A 25,455-nucleotide genomic window follows, 5' to 3' on the forward strand; every position below is an offset into this window, starting at 1 on the left:
CTTGTTTGAGTTCGTGCTTGGTAAGCTTAAAATAGTTTACTAGAACTTCTGGTAATAATAATTTTATAACATCAATTGAAACCTCCAAATCTTTAATATTTTAAAAATTCAAAGTTTTGCTTTTTATCTTTACTCCACAACTTTTGGACTTGATCCAATCTTTTCTCGATTAGTTTTTCATACCATTTAGAATTTATAATCAAAGCTGAAGGTTTAACTTTAGTTTGATTGTAAAACCAAGATAAATTTTGACAAAGATTATCTGTTTTTTATATCTGTATATTATTTAAAAAGAATTTTTTCAACTTTAAGCATAATATAAAGTAAATATTTATTTTTTGCTACTAGTAGTTTTATTTTTTCTTAGTTTGAAAATAGTTCTGGTTTGTATTTTAAAGATTTTTGTAAAATTTTGCTAACCTTTTCTACTTTAGTTTCTTTAATTATTCCAATTAATGCTCTATTATTATCTTATACTTTTATAATCATAATGTATAAATTTCTATTTGAAAAGACAGTTTTAATCAATAGATTTTTTTTTCATTATTTTGAGCAAACCAACACCAATTTTTATCGTACTTTTTCTGATTTAGCTCTACAATACAAGAACTTCTTAAAATAATAAATTTAATAACATTATTTATTTATCCAAATCTTAAGTGTTTTAAAGATTAAAATTAAGTATGATTGGCAATAGTTAATGTTGGAATAGAAAACAATTATAGCCTTACTTTTTTGATTACATTAATACTATTCATGGAAAATTTATTTAAATGAACTATTAATTAATTTTTTTGTGATAATATATTCATTATCAATAATAAACTTTACAAAATAAATACCTGTTTTAGTATTTAAAAGTTGAAAAGAATGATTTCTACTATTGTTTAAAATATTAATTTTTTTTCCTGTAATATCATACACTAGAATTTTTACATCATTATAAGATTCTAAACCCTTAAAATAAACAAAATTATTTGATGAAACTGGGTTTGGATATAATTGAACTTTATCACTTAAAGGAAAATATTTTGTAGAGGACGCTGTATTACAAGAAGTTGTTGGATCTGAAGCATTTTGAGCTCTAATCCAATCAATCTCAAAACTTACATTGTTATCATTTGTTGGGTCTATTCTAAAACCTTTTATTGTTTTCCCCTGCCAATTGCTGTTTGAAGATAGATTTAATTTTAATTCTTGCCAATCTCCATTTCCTGTATAATCTACACTACTTGTTCTTGTAGATGAAATTCCACCATCTTCATTTATCCAAAATAATTGAAACTTTGTGGAATTAATATTAGCTTTCATTCTAATGGTTAAATCAGAAATTTGGGAACCAGAAAGTGAAACAAAATTTGTGTTTGTAATTTTTGGATCTGCTGAGTTACTTGTTCCTTTTAAAACGCCATTTGTTTCTTCAATATCGGTTATAAAATCTAAATTATATCCGTTAAAAATATCATCACCATTAAACTCTAAGGCAAAATCTGAAGCAGAATCAATATTCCTACATAAATCTTCTTCTTCTTTATTATTTAAACCATCCTTATCATTATCAGCTTCACACTGTGAAGGGTCAATAGCATTATTTGCTCTTAGATAATCTATTTCGAATGTAGTATTTGCATTATTTGTTGGGTCTATTCTTAAACCTGTAATTGTTTTTCCTTTCCATTCTGTATCATTTGATAAGTCTAAAACTATTTCTTGCCAATCTCCATTTCCTGTATAGTTTTCAAAAATAGTTCTTGAGGATGCAAAGCCTGCATCATCTGATGTAGACCAAAAAAGCTGAATTCTGGTATTGGCTCTATCTGCTTTATATCTAAAAGTTAATGTATTTATATCATCGCCTTCTAACGCTAAAAAGCTTGGTTTAATGATTTTAGGATCTCCACCAATCGAAGTCCCTTTTAGAACACCATCATTCTCTTCTAAATTATCTATAGAATCAACTTCATAACCATCAAAAAGAGTGCTATCACTATTAAATTCTAATGCAAAATCAGAAGCGGAATTTTGATTTCTACAACCGTTTATTTCATCAGCATCTAAAATACCATCTCCATCTGAATCTTGATTTACAAATGTTGATGAAACACTAAAATTATCTGGAATATCGATTCCTAAATTTATACCATCAATAGTAATATTAGCTGAAGAAGCAGTATTAATATCTCCAATATATTTTTCATGAAAACGCAATATTAATTTATTTACGTTTGTAAATTTATCAAAATGATTGTCTTGCCCAATTCTAACATTCGCAATGTCTGATGAAGAGTACGTTCCAACACTAAAATGAGTTCCGTTTTCACTTCCTACTAAAACCTCAACATTTGGTCCAGTATAGTTGATACCTAACGTATTAAATTCTTCCCAAACTTGTCTTGATACTAAATTAATTGCATAATCTGTATAACCATTAATTCCATTACCATTATTTTCTATTGAAAAATTTACTTTTCTGTTATTGTACGTGAAATTTGGGACGTTTAAATTGTCTGTTGTAGTTGCAATATCTCTAGAATCATCATTTGTTTCTATAGATCCAAAATCAAAAGAACGCACACTATAATCTATAAGTGTTACTTTATTGATAATGTTTCCCCAACCAGAACTATCAAAACAATTTCCTGCAATACAAATAAAAGTAGCTCTGCTCTCATGCTTATAATCAGAACCAAATTGTCTTTGAAAAAAATCGCTTCTTTCTTGATTACTGATATGTTTGAAATAAAAAGTGTTGTCTTTAATAAGATATGCTTGAGATGCACTCGCTTTTAATTGTGCAAGACTATTTACTCTTGTAGCATTTCCACCATAAGCAATGCCAGGAATATTTGGATATGCAACAATTACACTTTCAGAATTTGTTAAAGCACCATCTAAAGAAGCACTCATATATGTTGGTAATTTATGATATTGAAAATAATACGTGTAATCTAAATCGTTTGTAATTACGGGTGCATCAAAATATAATTGTTGTGTTTGTGAATTATAAACAGCATGACTAGATTTGTCTGGGTATTCTGTAATAAAATATCTTGGTGTAAACCCAGTATCATCATCTTTATTTGTAAAGTCGATATCTTTAAAATAATTGTAAGTTTTATTTTTTGTTAACCAAGCACCCCATTCAGGTACCTCGATTGCATCTGTCATTTGAGTATTTGCACCTTTTTCATACAAATGATTTTCTCTTGGATTTTTTATAATTATTGGTCTTACATTTGTTCCTGCAACACCTGTTACACTTCCATCTTCATCTATTAAACCACTTAAATACATATAACTAAAATAAGAAATATGATCAAAATCGAACTTTGAATCTTCTTCTACGTCAGGTCCATAAGTAATTCCTCTAGCAAAGTGATTGGTAGACTTTCTTGAAGCTCCATTTATTTGAAAACAATATGAGTTTGCGCCATTTGAATTAAACCCGTCAAAATGTGTATCTACAATTCCTGATGGGCCATCATAAATACTATGTCCTCTAAACGCATTTCCAAAATTATTTAAAGCTTGATTTGGATAAGGTAAAGATCTACCAGCTTGTAGTTCACTTGTAGATTGCGGATTTCCAATATTTGCAGATTTACCAACAATTAAAGAATTGTATAAAGTTTGGTTGTAAGAAAAGAAATCGGCTCTTCCATTATCACCAAAATCACAATCGTAAAAATCCATTGTGTTGGCTCTTATCCAAACATTTCTATCTACAGATTTGTAGCCGTCAAAACGATTAATAATTGGTACAAACTGACTTCCGTCAGCATTTCTAGGTCTGTAATGACCAGTAACAATTTCGTCTGAATCTCTGTCTATTCCACCATCAACACCCCAACTAAACAGGTTTGAATGTGCTTTGTTATCATCAAAAATTCCCATTGGTTGTATACCAGGTACGTAATCAGATTCAGGGCCGTCTAAAACATCATCTAAAATTAAATGCCAAAAGCCAGAACCATCTGAACCTGCAGAAACGTTGCCTATAAAATGGTTGTTAGGATTTGTAATCCAAAAAGTTGATGGAAAAGCCTCTGGATGTGCTCCTCTTCCAGAACCAATTCCTAAATCGTGAGGAGTTGTTTCTTCTCCTTCTTTAGGTCTTTTACATAATACACCTAAATTATTTTTGAATAAATTTCCTGTTTCACTACCGTTTTCTAAAAAATAACCATGTCCCAAAAAATCATAACCAACATTGCCTTCTACAACTGTATTGTTTGTTCCATGAACTACGATTACTCTATTAAAAGATGTATGAATTCCTGCATTTTTAATATACTGACCATCTGCATCTCCTAATAAATGCCAGTGCCAAGGATATTTACCAATTTGAGACTTTTGTCCCATTCTATACAATTCAATATTAGAAGCTTTAGAAATTGAATTTGGCATCGACATAATGTGCCCACCAAAACCATTAGTTTCGCTAGAACTATCTCCTTGTATTTTTAAATTATGTGTTAATAAACCTACTTCTGCTCTTTCATCTAAAATTAAATCTTTTTTACCATTGTTATAGATTTGTTCAACTCCAAAGTGCATAAATTCTAAAGGAGTATTCAATTTTAAAACTAAACCATTTATAGCAGTAATGGTTCTTTTTTCTGCTTGATGAGGATCAAAATCTGTTGAAGCAATAACAATTTCATCACCAACCTTCCAATTTATAGATTCTTTTAAAGTAATGGTAATTGCGCCTTTTTCTGCAGTTGCGTTTAATTGTGTCCAAGTTTTTCTTGATGTTCCATGCAATTCTAACCTTGCATTGGTCATTACACCAATTAATTTAGCACCCATAAGTGCATTGCCCATTAAAACTTCATTAGGATTTGAACCCGTTAAAGTAATTAAACCATTTCCTGTATAGTTGTTTGTTTCACTACCAATTTGTAACAAACCTCCAGAATGAACCATGATTCCTTTTGTAGTTAAATCGAAATCGGTTATTAAGTTTTGTGGACTTAAAGTTCCATATACACCAATTGTTCTGGCATTAATTGTTCCTGATAAAGTAACTCTAATACTAGCAGGAATAATTACATCATCTACACTTGTTGGTATTTGCTTTGTACTCCAAATTGCTGCATCATTCCAATTTCCATCTGCAATAGCTTGAATTGCTACTAATGAATTTGATGCAGAATAAAATTTGGCAGTAATAAGCTCTTTTTTTTCTGAAGGATTTGTAAAAGAGACTACTAAAAAGGCAGTTAATAAAATTGTAAAAACGGATAGTATTTTTTTCATCATTGTATTACAGCGTTAACAAATGAAAATAATCTATTTCAAATGTTAGCAAAAATTGAAAAAAAACATTAAAAAAGCATCCTGTTCTTTCCTGTAAATATGTTAAAATACTATAGTTTTAACTGCTTTTTAAGGTATTTTGATTCTTTAAAATCTGTTTCTTAATCTACAACAATTTTTTTAGTAACTATTCCTTGAAGTGTTTGGAGCTTTATAATAAATATTCCAGCAGCTAAATTTTCTATTGAAACAGTTTTTTGACCCTTAACATCAAAAGAATTTTGTAATACTTTTTTACCTGAAATATCATAAATTTCAATAGTTGCTTCACCTTCTTTTAATCCGTTTATTTTAAGATTTTTATCACTTTTAAAAATAGTTACAGAATTTAAAAAAGCATCATTTGTATGTAAAACGTTTGATGAACTTGTATGCAAATAAAATCTTCCTATTCCATTTTGAGTATCCTCTAAAAACACTGTATAATTATCAGAAATTGCATCTAATTTTGTGGATTTATTTTTTAATCGATCTTCTAAATAAATATGCAATTCTGATGGTAAGTTTTGAGCTTCAACAGTAAAATTTATTTTTTTTCCTTTTGATGCAATTACCCCTAAAGGAATGATCATTTTTTCTAAACCTGAATTTGGTAATGCTTGTCTTTCCAATGGAATATGATCATCTGAATCTAACAAATTCGTGTACATACCAAAATCTAATTTTGATCCTGTAAACAAACCAATATCTTTTCCTTTATCTAATCCAGTAGTTTGATTTACAGCATAATTAATAAAAGTTTCGCTGATTTTATCACCATCATTGATAGATAATTTTATTGTTGGATTGCTGTTTTTATAAAAAGTAATGCCAGTTTGATGACTTTGCAAAGATTCTAGAATCGAAAAATTATTAGTTAAAGAGTTAGAAGCATTTACAAAGAAACCTTGTCCAGGAGCAATATAAGCTGATGTTTCCAATCCAGAATAAGTTCCATTTATTGGATTCCAGATATATACAGTTTCATTAGCGTCAGCAATATTATCAGCATTTGTGCCAGCATTATTGGTTGCATCCATTAATTCTGATACTCTTATGTAAGAAGGAAAAGGATTACCTATTAAATTCCAATTATTACCTGTTCCTTGTGTTATTGATAAAATAACATCTGAGTCTGGAAATGTACCTACAAAAGGATATACTTCTTCATTATTATTTTGATAATTGGTCGTCTTTTTTCTAGTAGAAAAGCCAATACCTTGCTGAAATGTTGCTGATGTATTTCGTTGATGATATAACCAATTACCTCCAGCTGAGTTATTATAAAAAGCAACTCCTCTGTTTGCACCTGTACCTGTGGCAATAAAATTATCTAATATCCAATCATCATTAACAGTTTCACCAACAACTGGAGATGATATTAAGTTCCAAACTGCTGGATTAAAACCACCTCCTGTTTGAGGCAATGCAGTATTGTCTATTTCTGTAATAACTTTGTAAGTAAAAACTCCTGAAACTGATCCTTTAGCAATTAAAGTTCCTCCTCCATAAACAGTTGTAGAAGTTGCTGAAATGTTATTTGAACCAACATCTAAAGAAGCATTTTTTTGAATTACAATGTTCTTTGCAGCAATATTAGAAGATGCAATTGGGTTGTTTGGTACATTATTTGGAATAATAATATTTTCTACAGCAACTGGAGTATTTCCTCTAGACCAATTGCTATCTAATGCATATTCTGAAGTTGTACCCAACCAAATATTTGTATTTGCTGTTTGTGCTTCTGCAACTCCTAAATTAATATTTGCTTTTATCTGATTTTGTGATAAAACTTCTGTAGTAATCATAAAATCATCTAAATAACCATTTAAAAAACCAGCTGTTATAGAACTTTTTGATACACCAAAATTTAATTGTTGTGTGTTTCTATTGTTGTTTTCTGTTATTGTATTCCCAATAGAAGCGCTTCTTTCTTCTTCTCCATTAATATACATTTTAACAGTATCTGAACCAACATCCATCACCAAAGCTATATGAACCCAACCCTTTAAAACAGGAGAAGTTGTAGAATTAAACCCTGCAGATTCTCCAAAAGAAGTATTAAAAAGTCCATTTCCTGAGGTTACTTGAAGGGGTCTTCCACTTAAACCTCCTGCTTCATCTTCTTGATGTACTATTTTTGGATTGCCAGCAATGTCATTAAATTTTACCCAAGTTGCTATTGTAAAAGAAGCTCCAGCATCAAAAGTACTACCAGAAGTTATATAAGGAGTTGCATTAAATAGTGCTGAATTCCCGAATTTACCAGCATCATAAATACTTACTGTATTTGCCGTTTTTGGGTTTAAAGTAACTATTGATTTTACATCATTTAAATTATTATCAAAAGGAAAATGCATTAGAATTTTAGAACTATCAATAGCATCTTGCCCAACAGAAGTAGACGATTGACTAAAGGTTTCAGGAGTATCTATTCCTAAAGTTATAGAGTTGATGCTTACGCTTTCTGAAGCAACTGTATTGATGTTTCCTATATTCGATTCGTGAAAACGAAGTGTTAGTTTCTTAACATTTGTAAATTTATCAAACTCATTATCTTGACCAATTTTTATTTTATTTGCATCTGATGAAGTATATGTTCCTATACTAAAATTAGTTCCATTTTCACTACCTACCAAAACTTCTACATCTGGACCTGTATAGTCTAAATTTAAAATTTCAAAGTTTTCCCAAACCTGTCTTGCTGCTAAATTAATTTCATAATCAGTATAACCATCTGTACCATTTCCATTATTGGTAACATCAAACTCAACTTGTCTGTTGCTGTATGTAAATGATGGAACTGTTAAATTATCAGTTGTAATAGCATTATCTCTAGAATCGTTATTGGTTTCTACAGAACCTAAATTCATAGCACGAATACTGTAATCGATTAATGTAACATTATTGATAATATTACCCCAAGTAGAACTATCAGAACAATTGCCTGAATTACATATAAATGCATCTGTTTCGAACCTATAATCATGGCCAAATTGTCTTTGAAAAAAATCACTTTGAACTTCTGTACTTATTAGTTTAAAGTAAACTGTATTGTCTTTTATAAAATAAGCTTGTGATGCATTTGCTTTTAAACTGGCAAAACTGGTAACTCTTGTTGTACTTCCACCAGCATACGTTATTCCAGGTATATTTTGATAAGCAACAATTACATTTTCAGAATTTGTTAAAGCACCATCTAAAGAAGTAGTCATATATCTAGGTAATTTATGATACTGAAAATAGTAGGTGTAGTCTAAATCGTTTGTAATTACTGGTGCATCAAAATAAAGTTGTTGTGTTTGTGTATCAAAAACAGCGTGCGAAGTTTTATCTGGATATTCTGTAATAAAATATCTTGGTGTAAAAGCACCACTACTTTTGTTTGTGAAATCTGTGTCTTTATAATAATTATAGGTTTTGTTTTGCGTTAGCCAAGCACCCCATTCTGGTTTTTCTATAGCATCTGTTTGTTGCGTATTTGCACCTTTTTCATATAAATTATTTGTACTTGGATTATTTCTGATAATGGGTCTAATATTAGTACCAGCAGTTCCTGTTAAACTTCCATCTTCATCTATTAAACCACTTAAATACATAAAACTTGCCCAAGAATTATTGCCAAAATCAAATTTTGAATTTTCTTCTACATCAGGCCCAAAAGTGATTCCTCTTGCAAAATGATTTGTTGATTTTCTGGATGCGCCATTGGTTTGAAAACAATATGCTTTTACTCCAGTTGACGTAAAACCATCAAAATGTGTGTCTACAATTCCTGATGGGCCATCGTAAATACTGTGTCCTCTAAAAGCGTTGTGAAAATTATTTACAGCTCTATTTGCATAAGGCAAAGATCTACCAGCTTCTATTTCACTTGCAGATGTTGGATTCCCAATATTTGCAGATTTACCAACAATTAAAGAATTAAATAAGGTTTGATGATAAGAAAAGAAATCTGCTCTTCCATTATCGCCAAAATCACAATCATAAAAATCCATTTTATTGGCTCTAATCCAAACATTTCTATCTACAGATTTGTAACCATCAAAACGATTTACAATGGGTACAAACTGACTTCCATCAGAATTTTGTGGTCTGTAATGTGCATTCACAATTTCATCAGAATCTCTATCTATACCACCATCAACTCCCCAACTAAATAAATTGGAATGAGCTTTATTGTCATCAAAAATACCCATGGGTTGTATGCCAGGAACGTAACTGGATTCTTCTCCATCTAAAATTTCACTTAAAATTAAATGCCAAAAACCAGAACCATCTGATCCTGCAGAGACGTTTCCTATAAAATCGTTGTTTGGGTTTGTAATCCAAAATGTTGATGGAAATGCTTCTGGATGAGCACCATTTTGTGCGCCAATTCCTAAATCATGAGGAGTGGTTTCTTCACCTAATAAAGGTCTTTTACACAAAACTCCTAAATTATTTCTGAACATATTTCCTGTTTCACTTCCGTTTTCTAAAAAGTAACCATGTCCTAAAAAATCATAACCAACATTACCTTCAACTAAAGTGTTATTGGTTCCATGAACAACTATAACTCTATTGAAAGACTTATGAATTCCTGCATTTTTAATATACTGTCCATCTGCATCTCCCAGCAAATGCCAGTGCCAAGGATATTTACCAATTTGAGACTTTTGTCCCATTCTGTATAATTCAATATTTGAAGCTTTTGAAACTGAATTTGGCATAGACATGATATGCCCACCAAAACCATTGGTTTCGCTTGCAGCATCTCCTTGAATTTTAAGATTATGAGTTAATAAACCAACTTCGGCTCTTTCATCTAAAATAATATCTCTTGTCCCATTATTATACGTTTGTTCCACTCCAAAATGCATATAATTTAAAGGCGCATTAAGTGTTAAAACCAAACCGTTAATTGCAGTAATTGTTCTTTTTTCTGCTTGATGAGGATCAAAATCGGTAGAAGCAATTACAATTTCATCACCAACATTCCAATTAATCGTTTCTTTTAAAGTGATGGTAGTTGCGCCTTTTGCTGCAGTTGCATTTAATTGTGTCCAGGTTTTTCTGGCTGTTCCATGCAATTCTAATGTTGCACCAGTCATTGCTCCAATTAATTTAGCACCCATAAATGCGCTACCAAATAATATTTCATTTGTATCTGAGCCAGTCAGTGTTATTAAACCATTTGCTGTATAAGGATTTGCTTCAGTACCAATTTGAAAAACACCTCCATCATGAACCATTATTCCTTTGGTGGTTAAATCGAAATCTGTGGTTATATTTTTAGGAATTAATGTGCCATAAACGTTTATGGTTCGTGCATTTACTGTTCCAATAAGCGAAACTGTAATTCCTGTTGGAATTGTTACATCATCTGCACTTGTTGGTATTTGGTTTGTACTCCAAGTTGCAGTATTATTCCAATCTCCATTTGCTATTGCTTGAATTGAGGCTAAAGAATTTGGTGCACAATTATATTTAAAAGTTACCAGTTCTTTTTTTTCTGATGGATTTGTAAAAGAAACTATTATAAATACAGTAAATAGAAATGCAAAAACGGATATTATTTTTCTAATCATTACAGAAAATAAATGTTAACAAATGAAGTCATCTTCAAATTAGAAACAAATTTTAAAAAAGTAACCTAAAAGTGCATCTTGTTGTATCCCGAAAAATAAAATTAAATCAGAAAGTTTATTGTACTAATAATCCTTGTTTTTCTAAATGAGCCAATAATTCTTTTTTGTAACTGTTTTGTAACTCTTTAATTTCATCAGAATTGTAAAGATTATTCCATTCTTTTGGGTCTTCTTTTAAGTTGAAAAACTCACCAGTAATAATATCTTTTTCAGTATAATTTGTAGCGTTTGCTTTTCTGTTTAAGACTAAAATCAATTTATAGTTTTCAGTTCTCCACATAAAAGCAGCTTCACCTTCTCTTTCGTGCAAAGCAGCAAAAGTTGCTTCATTTCTTTTGTTTGATAATAAACTTTCTCCTAGCAAAGGTTTGTCTTGTTTAATTTCAGCAAAATCTAATAACGTTGGCAATAAATCTGTGTTTTCTGCAGATAAATTATCAATAGAATTTCTTTTTAAATCTTTTGGCAAAGCAGTTCCTGCCAATAACATTGGTATTCTTACACTGGCATCATATAAATTGTATTTATTAAACTTATAAAAACGTTCGCCCAACATTTCTCCATGATCTGATGTGTACACAATTAGCGTATTTTCTAATAAGCCTTTTTCTTTTAAAGCCGCTAAAGTTCTACCCATCATATCATCAATCCAAGTTACGTTTGCATAATAACGCATCGTCATTAATTGCCAATCTTTTTTAGATGCTTTACTCCAATATTCTTTGTACATATCTCTTCTATTTACACCTTTTGAGTGTGGAGAATTATCCTCTGTCCAGTTTGGTTGCATAGCATATTTGATAGTATCTGCATCATAAAAATCTTCATAACCTTTTGGAACATTATGGCCTGCATGAGGTTTCATATAGGATAAATATAAGAAAAGAGGTCTTTTATCTTTTCTTTTTTTGATATAATTGATTGCCTGTTTGGTAACCCAACCATCTCTATGTTCGTCTTCTTCTAACTTACTTGTAAAACCTAAATAGCCTAAATTATTTTCTTCTCCTGGACCCATATCAGCAATTTCATCATCGTATTTTTTCTTTGCTTCAGGATTCATTTCCAACATTGTAATACCACCTTCTTCTTTAATTTCTGATGTATAGCGTGTTTCAAAACCTCTTGTATTTGTTCTGTGTTTTCCCCAATGTGTTTTTCCAAAACCAGCAGTTTCATAACCTGCTTCTTTAAAGTATTCTGCCATTGTTTTTACAGGAACATCTTCATCTTTTATACCATCACTATTTCTATACACTCCAGATTGATTTGGATACAAACCCAACATCATAGAATTTCTACTTGGTACACACATTGGTGCTTGGCAAACTGCTTGACCATAAAAAACGCCATCTTTTGCTAAACTATCTAAAGTTGGTGTAATTACTTGTTTGTTTATCATTCCTAATGCATCAAAACGATGTTGATCATCCATTAAAAAGATAATATTTGGTCTTTTTTCTGTTTTCTTTTCTGATGATTTTGAAACTTCTTTTTTGCAAGAAATTACAAGTAAACTGATTAAAAATATATAAAGTAAGGTTGATGATTTCATTTTTTTTAATTTAATTGATGTGAAAAACTTCTTCTAAATTTCATGATTTTGGACTATTGTCTGGATTTGTTTTCATAGAATCTGCCATGAATTCCCACCATTTTTTACAGATTTCTGTGTTTGCTATTTCGTTCCATTTTTGTGCGTCTTCAATTTCTGCATAGCCAAATAAAATATGAGTTTCTTCATCTAAAAAGAGACTGTAATTAGAAACACTTTGTTGTCTTAAAACGGTTTCCAATTCCATTCAAATAGGATTATGTCTTTTGGTATCTTCTTCTTTTTTATTAGAATATAGTTTCATTTTAAACGCTTTTCTCATTTCAATTAGTTTTTTATTTCTCTAAAAAATGATACTTAAAACGTCTGTCAGGAGCTGTGTCTCCGTTCATGAAAAATGATGAAATATCTTTTAATTCTATTGAATTATCTGCCCACTTAAAGTAGAAATCTGCATTTTCTTTTATGCCAATATCTTCTTTATTTATGCAAAGTTCTAGTTCGTTATTTTCTGACTTGTAGTTTACTTTTCCAGCATCAATCCAAGAAGTTCCATTCCATTTTTTTAAAGTTGATTTTTTTGATGAAGTAACTTCGTAATTCACAACATAATCATAACCTTCCCAACCTGTATTAATATCTTTATCAGCATCAATAAACAGTAACATCCATTTATCGTCTTTATAGCTGGTTAATTTATCTTGAGTTTTCACATAAAAGAAAACATTATCTTTATCTAAACCAACTTTAGAGGATATAATATCATTTCTACCAGTGTTGTTTGTATAATTTGTGTCAGGATCATAACCAGCAAAATCTCTGTGCATGGTATCTCCAGTTGGATCGTAAAATTCTGGTTGAATATTTGTCCAATCATCAAAATTTCCATCAACTTTAATAGTATTGTTTTGAGAGAATTTAACAGGCGGATTCATTCCTTTAAACTTACGCATGTTAGATACCAATTGATAATAATAATTGTCTGTGTGACCATCTTTCATAGGAGCCATATCTCTGTTAAATTCCTCTGTAAAAGCATCTACAAAATAAGAATCACCAATGTTAATCGGTCTTCCTGCATACCCTGGGTGATTGAGTTTTCCATCCCAAATAAAACGTTGTGCCAACCACTCATTCCATTGAGTAACCATCACCATTTCTGGATTTACTTCTAAAGCTCTGTCCCATTGTTCTTGAAAATGTTCACCTTCTCCAGTTGTTGGAGTTACATAAAATTCGTTTACTGCTGGTTGTTTTCCCTTGGATCTGCTTGTGCCATACAAACCATGACCCAATTCTACTGGATGCCCAGCAACAGAAACAGGAATTTGCTCTGGAATATCTGGACTTTTGCTCCAACCATAATCTTGTGGAGTTGTATCTAACCATTGCCAATGATTAGGGTTTTGTTGGGTTTTTGTCCAAGCCCAACTATATTTTATGGTAAAAAAATCTCTAGCTTGTTTGGTTAGTTTTTCATCTTTAGGATTCGCCATCATTACAGGTTTTCCATCCCACATAAACCACTGGTCTTTGTATAAACCTTTTTTATAAAATTCGTTGTAAATTTTAGTAACTGTTAAACCGCTTTTTGAGTTTGTAGTAAACGTAATATCTGGAGTAGGAATGCCTTCTGAACGCATTTTTTTTCCCATTTCAAATAATGCTTTTACAGTTTCTGGATAAATAAAATGGTTGGTTACATCTAGATACAAGAAATCTACTTTTACATTGGTTAGCATTTGTAAATCTCTTCGTAAAACCCAAGGATCTTCAGATCTGTAATACCCTTGTTCTGGTTCTCCCCAAAAGTGAAATTTCCCTTTTGGACCCCATTTTCTTTTTCCTTTTGGATCTTTTAAAATCTTTGTAATATCGTAAACTTTTTTACTATGATGTCCATGCCAGATGTAATAAAAAACACCAACTTTTTTATCTTCTTTAATAGGACCAGCAACCTCAAAAGTTACAACCTTTCTGCCTAAAGCATCTGTAGCTACCCAATTATCTGTATTGTAATTTTGTAATTGAATTGTTTTTACTGATTCTTGAGCAGCACTTAACAAAAAACTTCCAAATGCAGCAAGAAATAATAACTTTTTAAATGAGTTCATTTGTATGTGTATAAATGATTTAAAAAAACTATTGTTTAACTTTCAACCCTTCTGGAGCGTCAATTTTTGTTGTTACTTTTCCTTTTGCATCTTGAGTATGACTAATTTTTAAAACTCCGAATTTTGTTGGAAATGTTCCGTTTACAAACTCTAAATCTCCTAAATGTGGTTTAATTGTAACAGTATTTCCACCATCAGAAACATGCACACCTAAAACATATTGTGTTAACCAAGCTGTTGGTCCACTTGCCCAACCATGAGCTAAACTGTGTCTTAAACCAACATAACAAAAAGCACCAAAATCGGTATGGATATCTGCAACATTTTGTCTTGGTAATTCATCTATTCTTCCACTAATTTTTCCTTCTGCAATATTAAAATCTTCCCAAAAAGTAGTGGCTCCTAAATCTAACATTCCTCCCCAATATTCGCTAATAACGTTTATTGCTCCTTGATAATCATCGGCTTTAGCCATTGCTTCTAAAATATAATATCCATAAAAAGTGGACATATTTTCTACGCCATTTTTCTTTAAAACATCAACATTTATTTCTTTTGCTTTTGCCAAATCTGCCAAAACCATTAAAGAGGCAGCTTGTTTAGATGTATTGCCTTCTGGAGTGTGTTTCTTAAGATTTTTAGCAATTTTTTCATACTTTTTACACAAGTCCTTTTTTCCTAATGTTTCCATCATTTCAGATCCTGCTTCAAACGTCATAATCATCATTGCTTGTAAACCTGCATGCACTGCTTTTGGATCTGTACTTGTTGGCCAATCTAAAAAACGACCACCATTTAAAATTTCTTTATTGTCTTTATCAATAAAGGTGCTCAATTGATCCAATAGATCAATCATATAAGTTTCTTGCTCTTTTAAATAGGCTAAATCTCCATGATAATTATACCAATCTTTATGAATTAACAACCACCACATAGAGTAGGAGCTAATTGTATTCATCCATTGAGGCAAAGGATGCTGATCTCTTGCCAAGTCTAAACTTTTTGGTACAATACTATTGCTACCAAAAACAGAATTTATCGTCATTACTTCTGGGTGCATATCACCTACCCAAACCAATCTGTCTCTTTTTATACCATCCCAAAGATAATTTTGCATGTTTAAATGCACAGTGTAAGCACCAGTCATCCAAATATCATCTAACCTTTTATTGCTGCTTTCAAAAGAACCAACATACTCTAAATCTCTGTATACAAAAGCTGCTTCAATAGATTTTATAGGTGCATTTTCATCAGCTTCTACAACATCGATTCTAAGAAAACGAAAACCGGTTTCGCCAATTTCTACAGAGCCTAGCCAAGGCACTTCCACAATAAAATCACGTAAAGAATGTTCGTTTGTTGCATTAAATTTACCACCAATATCAGACATTGCTTCAGAAACAGATTCTCCAAAACGAATTCTTAATTTCATAGGTGTTTTAGACGGTCTTATTCCCATGGAGATTTTTACACCTCCATGAATTTCTTTTCCATAATCTAACATGATTCCTGGTTTATGGTCTTTTGTACTTATCAATCTAAATAAGTTTTGATCATTAACAGCAACTTGCCCATTTCCTTTTTCTAATAATGTGTTTTCATTTTTAATATGATTTCCAGAATCGTCAGATTTCCAAACAATTCTTGTAGGTGTTAAATAGGTTCTTATCATTTCTGAATGACTTGCTCTTTTCTCATCATTCGCATCAAAAACAGGAGGTAATTGCGCGAATATTGCTGTTTGCATAAAGAATAAAATCAATAAAATTGGATACGATTTGTTCATTTTTTAAAAATTATAATAATTGAGATTTGAGTAGTATTATATGTTTGGTAAAAATATCTTTTGCCACCTTTTTTTCTATCCTGTTGCAACCTGTGGGATTTTTTAAGAATTGCTAAAATATTATTTTATTCCTGTTTTAAAACGGTATGCAAAAGCACTTTCTCTAACTGGTTGAATGGGTTTCATTTTTCCATTTTGTTTAATTTTTACCCAATTTCCTTCCCAAGTAATATAATAATGAGTGTTGGGCTCTAAAGTAGGAAAGTCAGTAAAAACAATTTCTTTTTTACCTTCAAATTCGCTGTTTACATCTAAATCTTTTACCCATAAAATTTCTGGACTTCCATATTTTTGAAGTCTTATTTTTCTGTTTTTAGTATTTGCAAAACTGATTTCATTTTTAAAAACAAAACTTAATTTTTGGGTTGTAGAAACGTTATCTTCCATAAATTCTGGAGACGATTTTTCCATCATCATTTTAACTCTATCAAACCCAAAACCTCTTTTTTTGTTTCCAGTTGGCATATTCCACTCTTTGTTGTTTTCAAATCCATGTTTTTTAGTGTATTCATTCCATGCAGTTAATAACTGCTTGTATTTAATTTGATGTTTTTCATGAACATTTTCGGTTTCAGTTGGATCATTTTTTAGGTTATACAATTCAAAAGGACTGTCGTAAAAACTTACCAATTTCCAGTCTCCTTTTATAATTCCTTTAGAACGATAAAAAGTAGAAACAAAGAATTTTTCTTCTTCAAATTTTTCGTTTTTTATTAATGGTAAAAAACTTTTCCCCATCAATTCTTTTTTATCCTTTGGATATGTTGCACCTGCCAGTTCTAAAAAAGTTGGGTATAAATCCCAAATTCTAATCATTTCTTTATTAATGGAATTTTTCTTCAATTTTAAACCATTTGGCCAGTGCATAATCATTGGAGATCTTATTGCACCTTCTCCACTTCCATGTTTGTAAGAAGAAAAAGGGGTGTTACTTAAAGCTGCCCAACCATAATTTGTTGTAAAACCAGCACCTCTATTTTCTTGGCTCCAAGGAAGCGCTTTTCTATTGGTGTGCAAACCTGCATAGCAACCACCATTATCAGAAATAAAAATAATGAGCGTGTTTTCTAATTCGCTGTCGTTTGTATTTCCATCGTTGTTTGGATCTTTTAAAAACGATACAATTCGTCCAATATTTTCATCCATATTATCTACCATTCCTGCATAGGCACTTCTAGATAAGGTTTCAAATTCTTTCTGAATTTCCCAAGTTTTGTTGGAGGTTTCTGGCAATAAATCCCAATCAGGAATTTCTACACCCAATTTTGGGAGTTTGGTATTTTTATCCACAATTCCCATTTTTATCATTCTTGCCAAACGATCTTCACGCAATTTGTTCCATCCATCTTTATAAACATTTACGCCATTTTCTGGATCATAAAATTTACGCACATTTTTTTCTGGAGCATCTAAAGGACTGTGAGGTGCATTGTAGGAAACCATACTAAAAAACGGTTTGTCTTTTTTAATAGCTTCATCCATATATTTTATGGCATAATCTGTAAAATTTTTGGTTGCATAAAAATCTTTTGGCAATGCTGAATTTGGGAAAATTTCACCATCTTCTTGCCATTTTGCATTTCCTTGTCCTGTAAAACTATTTATTTGTCCACCCGTAAAACCATAAAAATGATCGAAACCAAAATCGGTTTTTTCATTGCCAATTTTAAAATTATCCATTCCATGATTTTTACCCACTAAATTTGTGGTGTATCCATTTTTTCTTAGCTGAACAGCAATACTTTCTCCTTTTGGAAAACTTCCTTTTCCTGCTGCTTGAAATTCGATTCCAGAAATAATAGCAACTCTACTGGTAACACACATTGGTGACACATAAAACTTATTAAAACGCGCGCCATTTTCTGCTAAATTATCAATATTTGGAGTTGGTATTTCTCCACCAAAAGAGCTTACATCACTAAAACCTAAATCATCAGCAACAATTAAAATAATATTTGGTTTTTTGTTTTGAGAAAAGCTAAATTGAGCTACTAAAACGAGCGTAAATAGAACTTTAATGTTGAAATTCATTTTAATATTATATGAAAAGTTAATGTTGAAATATAATGCAATCAAAAATGATGCTAAACTTTTCAAACCATATCCTGTTGCAACCTGCTATTATAACCTGCAAGTGCAGGATACTGATTTATATTTGCTTCAATATCTTTAAGTTTTAATTGAAAATACAATTTATGAAATCTTTTACTATTCGATTTTTTGTAATAATAATTTTTGCTATTTTTTGTGTAAATTGCAAATCTCCAAAAGAAGTAAGTGATAAAAAGGAGGTTAAAAAACCACTAAATGTTGTTTTAATTTTGATGGATGATCAAGGTTATGATACATCTATTGATGGAGTGAAAGGAATTGAAACACCAAATTTTGATAGTTTCTCAAAAGAAGGAATGCGTTTTACAAATGCGTATGCTGCTGTGCCTTCTTGCTCACCAAGCAGAAGTTCTATAAGCACAGGAATGTATCCTCATGCAAATGGGCATTGGAGAAATACAATTACACCAAGTTTATCTGATGGTGATGAAGCCTTTGGAAGAAATGCAAATAGAGTTGATAAAGTTGGGATTCATGAATACATTAAAACACTTCAAGAAGTTTTACAAGAAAACGGATTTTTCACAGCAATTACTCAGAAATTTCACATGAGTCCACCTTGGAAATTTCCTTATTCTGATAGAAATACTGTACATAATGATCCTGAAAAGTATAAAGAAGTAATTGCAGATTTTGTAGATAAATCTGGAGATAAACCATTTTTTTTTCAAGCAAATATTTCTCCTCCTCACAGAAATTTTGACAAGCACATGAATAAGTTTCCAGAATATATGCCAGATCCTAACCAAATTGTTGTGCCAGACTATTTACCAGACACACCTTTAATGCGTGAAGATTTAAGTAAATATTATGGTTGTGTTCAGTTAGCAGATGCTTGTGCAGGTGCAATTATTGAAACACTGAAAAGAAAAGGAGAATTTGATAATACCTTAATTATTTTTACTTCAGATCAAGGACAACCTTATCATAGAGCAAAAGCATCTGCATATGCAGAAGGTTTGCATGTGCCTTATGCAGTTGCAGGTCCAAATGTTATAAAAGGCCAAATTTCGGAAGCCTTAATTTCTCATATAGATATTATGCCAACCATTTTAAATTTCTTGAGTTTACCAATTCCAGAAACTGTTCAAGGGAAATCGATTTTACCTGTAATTACTGGTAAACAAAATAAAGTAACTGATAGAAATTACATTTTTGGTGAGCATAATTCTCATGGACCAGATGTAAGAGAACATTTTCCAAGTAGAGTTGTTTTTGATGGGCAATTTTATTTGATAAAAAATTTAATGCCAAATAAATCGTATTTATTACCAGCTGATTTACGAGCCTACAAAGGATGGAGTAACAGAAGCTATGAAGCAACTGTTAAGGCAAAAGACACACACCCAATGCAATATAATTTACTACGAACTTTAGAAAAAGGAAGACCAGCCTTGGAGTTATATAATATGGATAATGATCCTTATCAGTTGGTTAACCTTGCTGATGATCAAAGCTTTAAGGCTAAAAAAGAAGAACTAATTTCTGCTTTAAATAAATGGAGAAAAGAAACTGGTGATGTAGTTGATAATCCACAGAAAATAAAAACTAGAAAACTTACAAAATAGTAGTATATAATTTAATTGATGAAAATATAAATAAACCAAATAAGGACACTACAGGATAGGGTATTTATAAAAATTAAATATAATTGTTACTTTTAACACTTGAAAAAACATATATGATGAAAAAACTACTTTTTACTTTTTTTATGCTTGTATTAGCATTACAAACTTTTAATGCACAAACTATTGTTGGTTTTGAGTTTACCAATGATGATGAAGGATGGAATCGTAATCCAGCAAGATGTTCTACAGAATGGAATACTGCTGGTTATTTAGATGCAACTACAGAAGGAATAGCAGATCCTTTCTTTTTTAATACTGCTGCAATAGCGTTTAGCACGACTAATGTTAATTTTTTAGAATTGAGTATAAAAAACGGTACCGCAAACGGAGGTGGAAGTTTAATTCTATTAAGAACGGGTGATACAAATGTAAATATACCATTTTCTATGACTCCAAATAGTACAGATTTTGAAACTATTTTAATTGATCTATCTGATGTTAACAATTATTCAAACAATTTACAGATAGATGATGTTAGAATAGACCCTAACAATGGTGGTGCTGCAGGTGTTATTTCTTTCGATTATATTAGATTTGTAGAAAATCCTTCTAATGTTGTATTGGCAACTTCTGCATCTGTTGATGGTCCAGCTACAATAGATACCAATGGAATCGCTCAATTTACAACAACAGTTTCACCAAATAATGCCACTTTTAATGATGTAACATATTCTGTAGATGATGACAATATTGCTAGAATTAATGCTTCTGGGCTTTTAGTACCAAAAACAACGGGTACAGTAACAGTAACAGCAACAACTACAGATGGTTCTAATGTTAGTGATTCAAAACAAATAACAATAACACAAGGAGGAAATACAATTTTTAGCTGGGACTTTACTTCTGATGATCAAGGTTGGAATCGTGCACAAACAAGATGTACAACAACTTGGAACAATGCTGGTTATTTAGATGTTGCTACAACTGGTGATAATGATCCATTTTTTTATAGAAATCCAAAAATTGAGTTTAATGCTAGTAACTTTAACTTTATAGAGTTAAGCGTAAAAAATGGCACTACAGATACTCAAGGAGGTGTATTTTTATTTACAAGTGTTGGTATTATTAATGTGCCAGTAACAATGACAGCTAATAGTGCAAATTTTGAAGACATAGTAATTGACTTAGCAACTGTTAATAAGTTCGCAAACAATTTAACAATCACAGATGTAAGATTAGATCCTAACAATAGTGGTGCTGCAGGAGTTATTTCTTATGATTATGTAAGATTAGTAGGAACTCCTACAAACCCAATATTAGCAACTTCTTTATCTATTGATGGACCAAATACAATTTCTACAATTGAAGTTGCACAAATTACATCAACGATTTCGCCAAGTAATGCTTCTTCTAAAACTTTAAGTTATTCAGTAAATGATGCAAATATTGCTACAATTAATGCTGATGGCCTCTTAGTTCCTAAAATTACTGGTACAGTAACAGTAACTTCTATAACTACAGATGGTTCTAATATTAGTGACACAAAAACAATAACAATAACACAAGGAGAAGACACCATTCTTGCTTTTGAATTTAACACAAATGATGAAGGTTGGAATAAAAACCCATTAAGATGCACTACTGCTTGGAATAATGCTGGGTATTTAGATGTTACTACTGTAGGTGAAAATGATCCAAGTGTTTTTAATACAACCAAACAAGCCTTTAGTGCTGCAGGTGCTGCATTTTTAACTGTAAGCGTAAAAAATGAAACAGCTAGTGATAATGGAACAATTATATTTTTTGTAGAAGGTGGAGGAACTAAAGCTGCACAGTTTAATATGACTCCAAATAGTACAGAATTTGAAACGATAGTGGTTGATTTACCTGCAACTGTTTCAAATTGGTCTTTTACTGATAATTTTACTGATATTAGGCTTGATGCAAATGCTGATGGGTCTGAAGGTGTTGTTTCATTCGATTATATTAGATTTACAAAGCAAGATGCTACTGCATCTGTAGAATCTCAAAAATTATTAGATGCTACTTTTATGTATCCAAATCCAGTTCGTCAAGGAAACGATGTTTTTCTAAATTTAGAAAGATTTACAAGTACTGATAAGGTTGAAATTTCTGTAAACGATATAACTGGAAAATTAATTTACTCAAAAAAAGTTTCAGGTGGTAACTCAGAGAAAATTTCTACAAATCAATTAAATACAGGTGTTTATTTAGTAAGTATAAAAAATGATAGAAGTTTTAAAACGTTTAAAATTTTAGTAAATTAAAAAAAATAGACCTAAATAAATTCTATGGTTTCAGGAAGCCTTAAAAGAGTGTTGTATGTACAGCACTCTTTTTTATTAAAAAACTTTTAACACACTAATATTAATTCTAAAAAAAAAGGATAGTACAGGACAGGATTTTTTTTAATTCTTTATATTATTGTTTACTTAAACCCGATAAAAATCGGGTTTTCCTTTTTAATAAATCTTGACATAAAATTTTTGACATCAATGAATATACTTTTTAAGAAAAAAATAAATTTTTTATTTTTAGCTATTATAATGGCTTTTACAGTTTATGGAAATGATTTCCAAACGAACTTACCTTTAGAAATTCATCAATTAAGAATCGAGTACTTAGAAAATCCTGAAGGAATAGATGTTTTAAAACCTAGATTTAGCTGGGTTTTAAAAGGTGATGGATTTAATAGACATCAATCTGCATACCAAATACACGTTAGTTTGTCTAAGAATGATATTAATAGAGGCTTTATTTGGAATAGTGGAAAAATCTCATCTAACGAAACTAATCAAATTATTTATGATGGAGCAACCTTAGTTTCTGGTAAAAAATACTTTTGGAAGGTTACTGTTTGGGATGAAAATGACGTTTCATCTACCAGTGAAATTGCTTCTTGGTCTATGGGCAATCTTGAATTTTTAGATTGGCAAGCAGAGTATATTTCGCACAATGTTGGTTACAATAAAAAGGATAAATACACAGAACTATATTTGCCTCCAGCAAGATATTTACGTCATTCTTTTAACATCAACAAAAAAATAAAAAGAGCAACAGCTTATACAACTGCTTTAGGAGTTTATGAGCTGCGCTTAAATGGAAATAAAGTTGGAAACGATTATTTACTGCCTGGTTGGACAGATTATAACAAACGTTTATATTATCAAACGTATGATATTACAGACCAACTTTCACAAGGAGAAAATGTGGTAGGTGCTATTATTGCAGATGGTTGGTATGCTGGTTATATTGGCTATGCACTATTAGTAAGACTCGATAAAGTAAGAGAATTTTATGGTGTAAACCCATCTTTTATGGGGCAAATAAAAATTGAATATGAAGATGGAACATCAGAAATAATTGCTTCTAATGATAAAACTTGGAAAGCAAATAGTGGGCCAATTTTAGAGGCAGATATCATTATGGGTGAAACCTATGATGCACGTTTAGAACACAAAAATTGGGATAAAGCTGGTTTTGATGATAGTAAATGGAGCAAACCAAAACGCTACACAATTGCAAACGGAAAATTAATGGCTTCACCAACAACGGGTATAAAAAACCAAGAAACTATTAAACCGATTAAAATTACTGAACCAATACCAAACACGTATATTTTCGATTTAGGAAAAAACATTGCAGGAATCGTTGCTTTAAAAACACAAGGAGAAGCTGGCACTAAAATTACATTACGTTTTGGAGAAATTTTAAAAAGTGATGGAACTTTATTAACCGAAAATTTAAGGAAAGCAAGAGCTACAGACACGTATATTTTAAGTGGAAATGGCGTTGAAACTTGGGAGCCAAAATTTACCTATCATGGTTTTCAGTTTGTAGAAGTTACTGGTTTAACAAAAAAACCAACTTTAGAAACCATTACAGGCATTCAATTGAGTTCAATTACAACAGATGCAGGCACTTTCGAATCTTCAAACCCAATGAATAATACATTGTTCAAAAATATAAAAACTACTCAGGCTGCTAATTTCGTTGATATTCCTACAGATTGCCCTCAAAGAGACGAACGTTTAGGGTGGACAGGTGATGCTCAGGTTTTTGCGAGGTCTGCAACTTATAGTGCTGATGTAGCTTCTTTTTTTACAAAATTTGCTATTGATTTAGATGATGCTCAAAGATGGTATGGAGCGTATCCTAACTTTGCACCTTTTCCGTTCTCAAGACCAGAAGAATATTCTCCTGCTTGGATGGAAGCTGGAATTATAATTCCTTACACAATGATGCAGGTATATGATGATACTAGAATTGTGGAATATATGTATGAAGGAATGCAGAAATTTATGGAATTTCAAGAAAAAGCAAGTAAAAACTTTTTAAGACCTGGAGCAGGTAAAAACTGGGGAGATTGGTTGTCTGTAAATGAAACCACAACTGATGATTTTATTGCTTCTGCCTATTATGGTTATGCAACAAAATTGATGTCGGATATGGCAAATGCTATTGGCAAAACAAAGGATGCTAAAAAATACACACAAGATTTTGAAAACATTAAAAAAGCATTTGTAGAAAAATATATTCTTGCTGATGGTAAAACAACAGAAAACTCTATGACAGCTTATGCTTTAGCTCTATATTTTGATTTATATCCTGAAGATTTAGCACAAAAAGGAGCATCACTTTTATCAGAAAAAATTAAGGAAAATAATTATAAGTTTGCAACTGGTTTTTTGGGAACTAAGCATGTAATGTTAGCTTTGTCTAAGTATGGTTTTCATGAAACTTCTTATAAATTATTTCAACAAAAAGCGTATCCAAGTTGGGGATATTCAATAGAAAATGGAAGTACCTCTATTTGGGAACGTTGGAATAGTTTCACAAAAGATAATTCTAAAAACTCAGATTTAAATGCAGCTATGAATTCTTTTAGTCATTATGCATTTGGTTCTGTTGCAGAATGGATGTTTCAATATGCAGCAGGTATTGATACAAAATTGAATGGTTATAGGAAAATAATTATAAAGCCAGCTATTTTAAATGAAATGAAATTTATTAACAGTAGCACAAATACTATTAATGGAACCATAACATCTAACTGGAAAATTGATGGCAAATGTTTTTATATGATAATTGAAATTCCTGCAAATACCAATGCAATTATTCATGTTCCCACAAAAAAACCATCTAAAATAAAGCTAAATAATAAAAGCTTACAAAAGGATACAAATCACAAACTTGTTTCTGCTGATGAATACGAAACTGTTTTAGAAGTTGGTTCTGGAAAATATGTTATCAAAGCCGAATTAATAAGATAATTCTTTTATCAAAATAATATTTTTACAAGAAAGAA

General features: G+C 31.0%; 11 protein-coding genes (1 of these 11 running past the window's edge). 3 read left to right on the plus strand and 8 right to left on the minus strand.

The features are described 5' to 3' along the window. The 8 genes from P161_RS0112495 to P161_RS0112530 all read right to left on the minus strand — a co-directional run. Nucleotides 1-88, minus strand: partial view of a hypothetical protein gene (locus tag P161_RS0112495; RefSeq protein WP_026777294.1) — the 5' end (the start) only. 263 nt of this gene lie to the left of the window's left edge; 88 of the gene's 351 nt are visible here — the first part of the coding sequence; it begins with the start codon at nt 86-88; the stop codon falls past the left edge of the window. 677 nt (nt 89-765) lie between these two features. Further along, complete coding sequence (locus P161_RS19135) at nt 766-5,262, minus strand: G8 domain-containing protein (RefSeq protein ID WP_051605741.1); 4,497 nt, start codon at nt 5,260-5,262, stop codon at nt 766-768. 161 nt (nt 5,263-5,423) lie between these two features. Continuing rightward, on the minus strand, nt 5,424-10,871 hold the full coding sequence (locus P161_RS19140; protein ID WP_051605742.1) for a G8 domain-containing protein: 5,448 nt from the start codon (nt 10,869-10,871) through the stop codon (nt 5,424-5,426). A gap of 115 nt (nt 10,872-10,986) precedes the next feature. Beyond that, nucleotides 10,987-12,486 (minus strand): sulfatase, encoded by a 1,500-nt coding sequence (locus P161_RS18560; RefSeq protein WP_051605743.1) that lies wholly within the window; start codon nt 12,484-12,486, stop codon nt 10,987-10,989. A 40-nt stretch (nt 12,487-12,526) separates the two neighbouring features. Then, nucleotides 12,527-12,733, minus strand: coding sequence for an L-rhamnose mutarotase (locus P161_RS18565; RefSeq protein WP_197026349.1), 207 nt, complete (start codon nt 12,731-12,733; stop codon nt 12,527-12,529). 88 nt (nt 12,734-12,821) lie between these two features. After that, the gene (locus P161_RS18570) at nt 12,822-14,600 is read right to left on the minus strand and encodes a hypothetical protein (protein WP_051605744.1); all 1,779 of its coding nucleotides are present in this window, start codon (nt 14,598-14,600) and stop codon (nt 12,822-12,824) included. A gap of 28 nt (nt 14,601-14,628) precedes the next feature. Further along, entirely contained in the window at nt 14,629-16,386 is a 1,758-nt protein-coding gene (locus P161_RS0112525) for a family 78 glycoside hydrolase catalytic domain (protein WP_026777295.1), read from the minus strand. A gap of 120 nt (nt 16,387-16,506) precedes the next feature. Next, the gene (locus tag P161_RS0112530) at nt 16,507-18,477 is read right to left on the minus strand and encodes a sulfatase-like hydrolase/transferase (RefSeq protein WP_026777296.1); all 1,971 of its coding nucleotides are present in this window, start codon (nt 18,475-18,477) and stop codon (nt 16,507-16,509) included. 164 nt (nt 18,478-18,641) lie between these two features. On the opposite strand from P161_RS0112530, the gene P161_RS0112535 reads away from it, so the two are divergent. From P161_RS0112535 to P161_RS18575, 3 genes are all read left to right on the plus strand, one after another. Beyond that, on the plus strand, nt 18,642-20,126 hold the full coding sequence (locus P161_RS0112535) for a sulfatase (protein ID WP_026777297.1): 1,485 nt from the start codon (nt 18,642-18,644) through the stop codon (nt 20,124-20,126). Nucleotides 20,127-20,242: 116 nt separating this feature from the next. Further along, entirely contained in the window at nt 20,243-22,414 is a 2,172-nt protein-coding gene (locus tag P161_RS0112540) for a T9SS type A sorting domain-containing protein (RefSeq protein WP_026777298.1), read from the plus strand. A gap of 228 nt (nt 22,415-22,642) precedes the next feature. Then, entirely contained in the window at nt 22,643-25,420 is a 2,778-nt protein-coding gene (locus tag P161_RS18575) for an alpha-L-rhamnosidase (RefSeq protein WP_036841466.1), read from the plus strand. Nucleotides 25,421-25,455: the final 35 nt, after the last annotated feature.

The sequence above is a fragment of the Polaribacter sp. Hel_I_88 genome, assembly GCF_000687935.1.
Classification (GTDB): Bacteria; Bacteroidota; Bacteroidia; order Flavobacteriales; family Flavobacteriaceae; genus Polaribacter.

What these genes read in the sequence shown, in the direction of transcription:
- P161_RS19135 (WP_051605741.1), bottom strand. Translation starts at nt 5,262, where the DNA reads ATGAAAAAAATACTATCCGTTTTTACAATTTTATTAACTGCCTTTTTA.
- P161_RS19140 (WP_051605742.1), bottom strand. Translation starts at nt 10,871, where the DNA reads ATGATTAGAAAAATAATATCCGTTTTTGCATTTCTATTTACTGTATTT.
- P161_RS18560 (WP_051605743.1), bottom strand. Translation starts at nt 12,486, where the DNA reads ATGAAATCATCAACCTTACTTTATATATTTTTAATCAGTTTACTTGTA.
- P161_RS18565 (WP_197026349.1), bottom strand. Translation starts at nt 12,733, where the DNA reads ATGGAATTGGAAACCGTTTTAAGACAACAAAGTGTTTCTAATTACAGT.
- P161_RS18570 (WP_051605744.1), bottom strand. Translation starts at nt 14,600, where the DNA reads ATGAACTCATTTAAAAAGTTATTATTTCTTGCTGCATTTGGAAGTTTT.
- P161_RS0112525 (WP_026777295.1), bottom strand. Translation starts at nt 16,386, where the DNA reads ATGAACAAATCGTATCCAATTTTATTGATTTTATTCTTTATGCAAACA.
- P161_RS0112530 (WP_026777296.1), bottom strand. Translation starts at nt 18,477, where the DNA reads ATGAATTTCAACATTAAAGTTCTATTTACGCTCGTTTTAGTAGCTCAA.
- P161_RS0112535 (WP_026777297.1), top strand. Translation starts at nt 18,642, where the DNA reads ATGAAATCTTTTACTATTCGATTTTTTGTAATAATAATTTTTGCTATT.
- P161_RS0112540 (WP_026777298.1), top strand. Translation starts at nt 20,243, where the DNA reads ATGAAAAAACTACTTTTTACTTTTTTTATGCTTGTATTAGCATTACAA.
- P161_RS18575 (WP_036841466.1), top strand. Translation starts at nt 22,643, where the DNA reads ATGAATATACTTTTTAAGAAAAAAATAAATTTTTTATTTTTAGCTATT.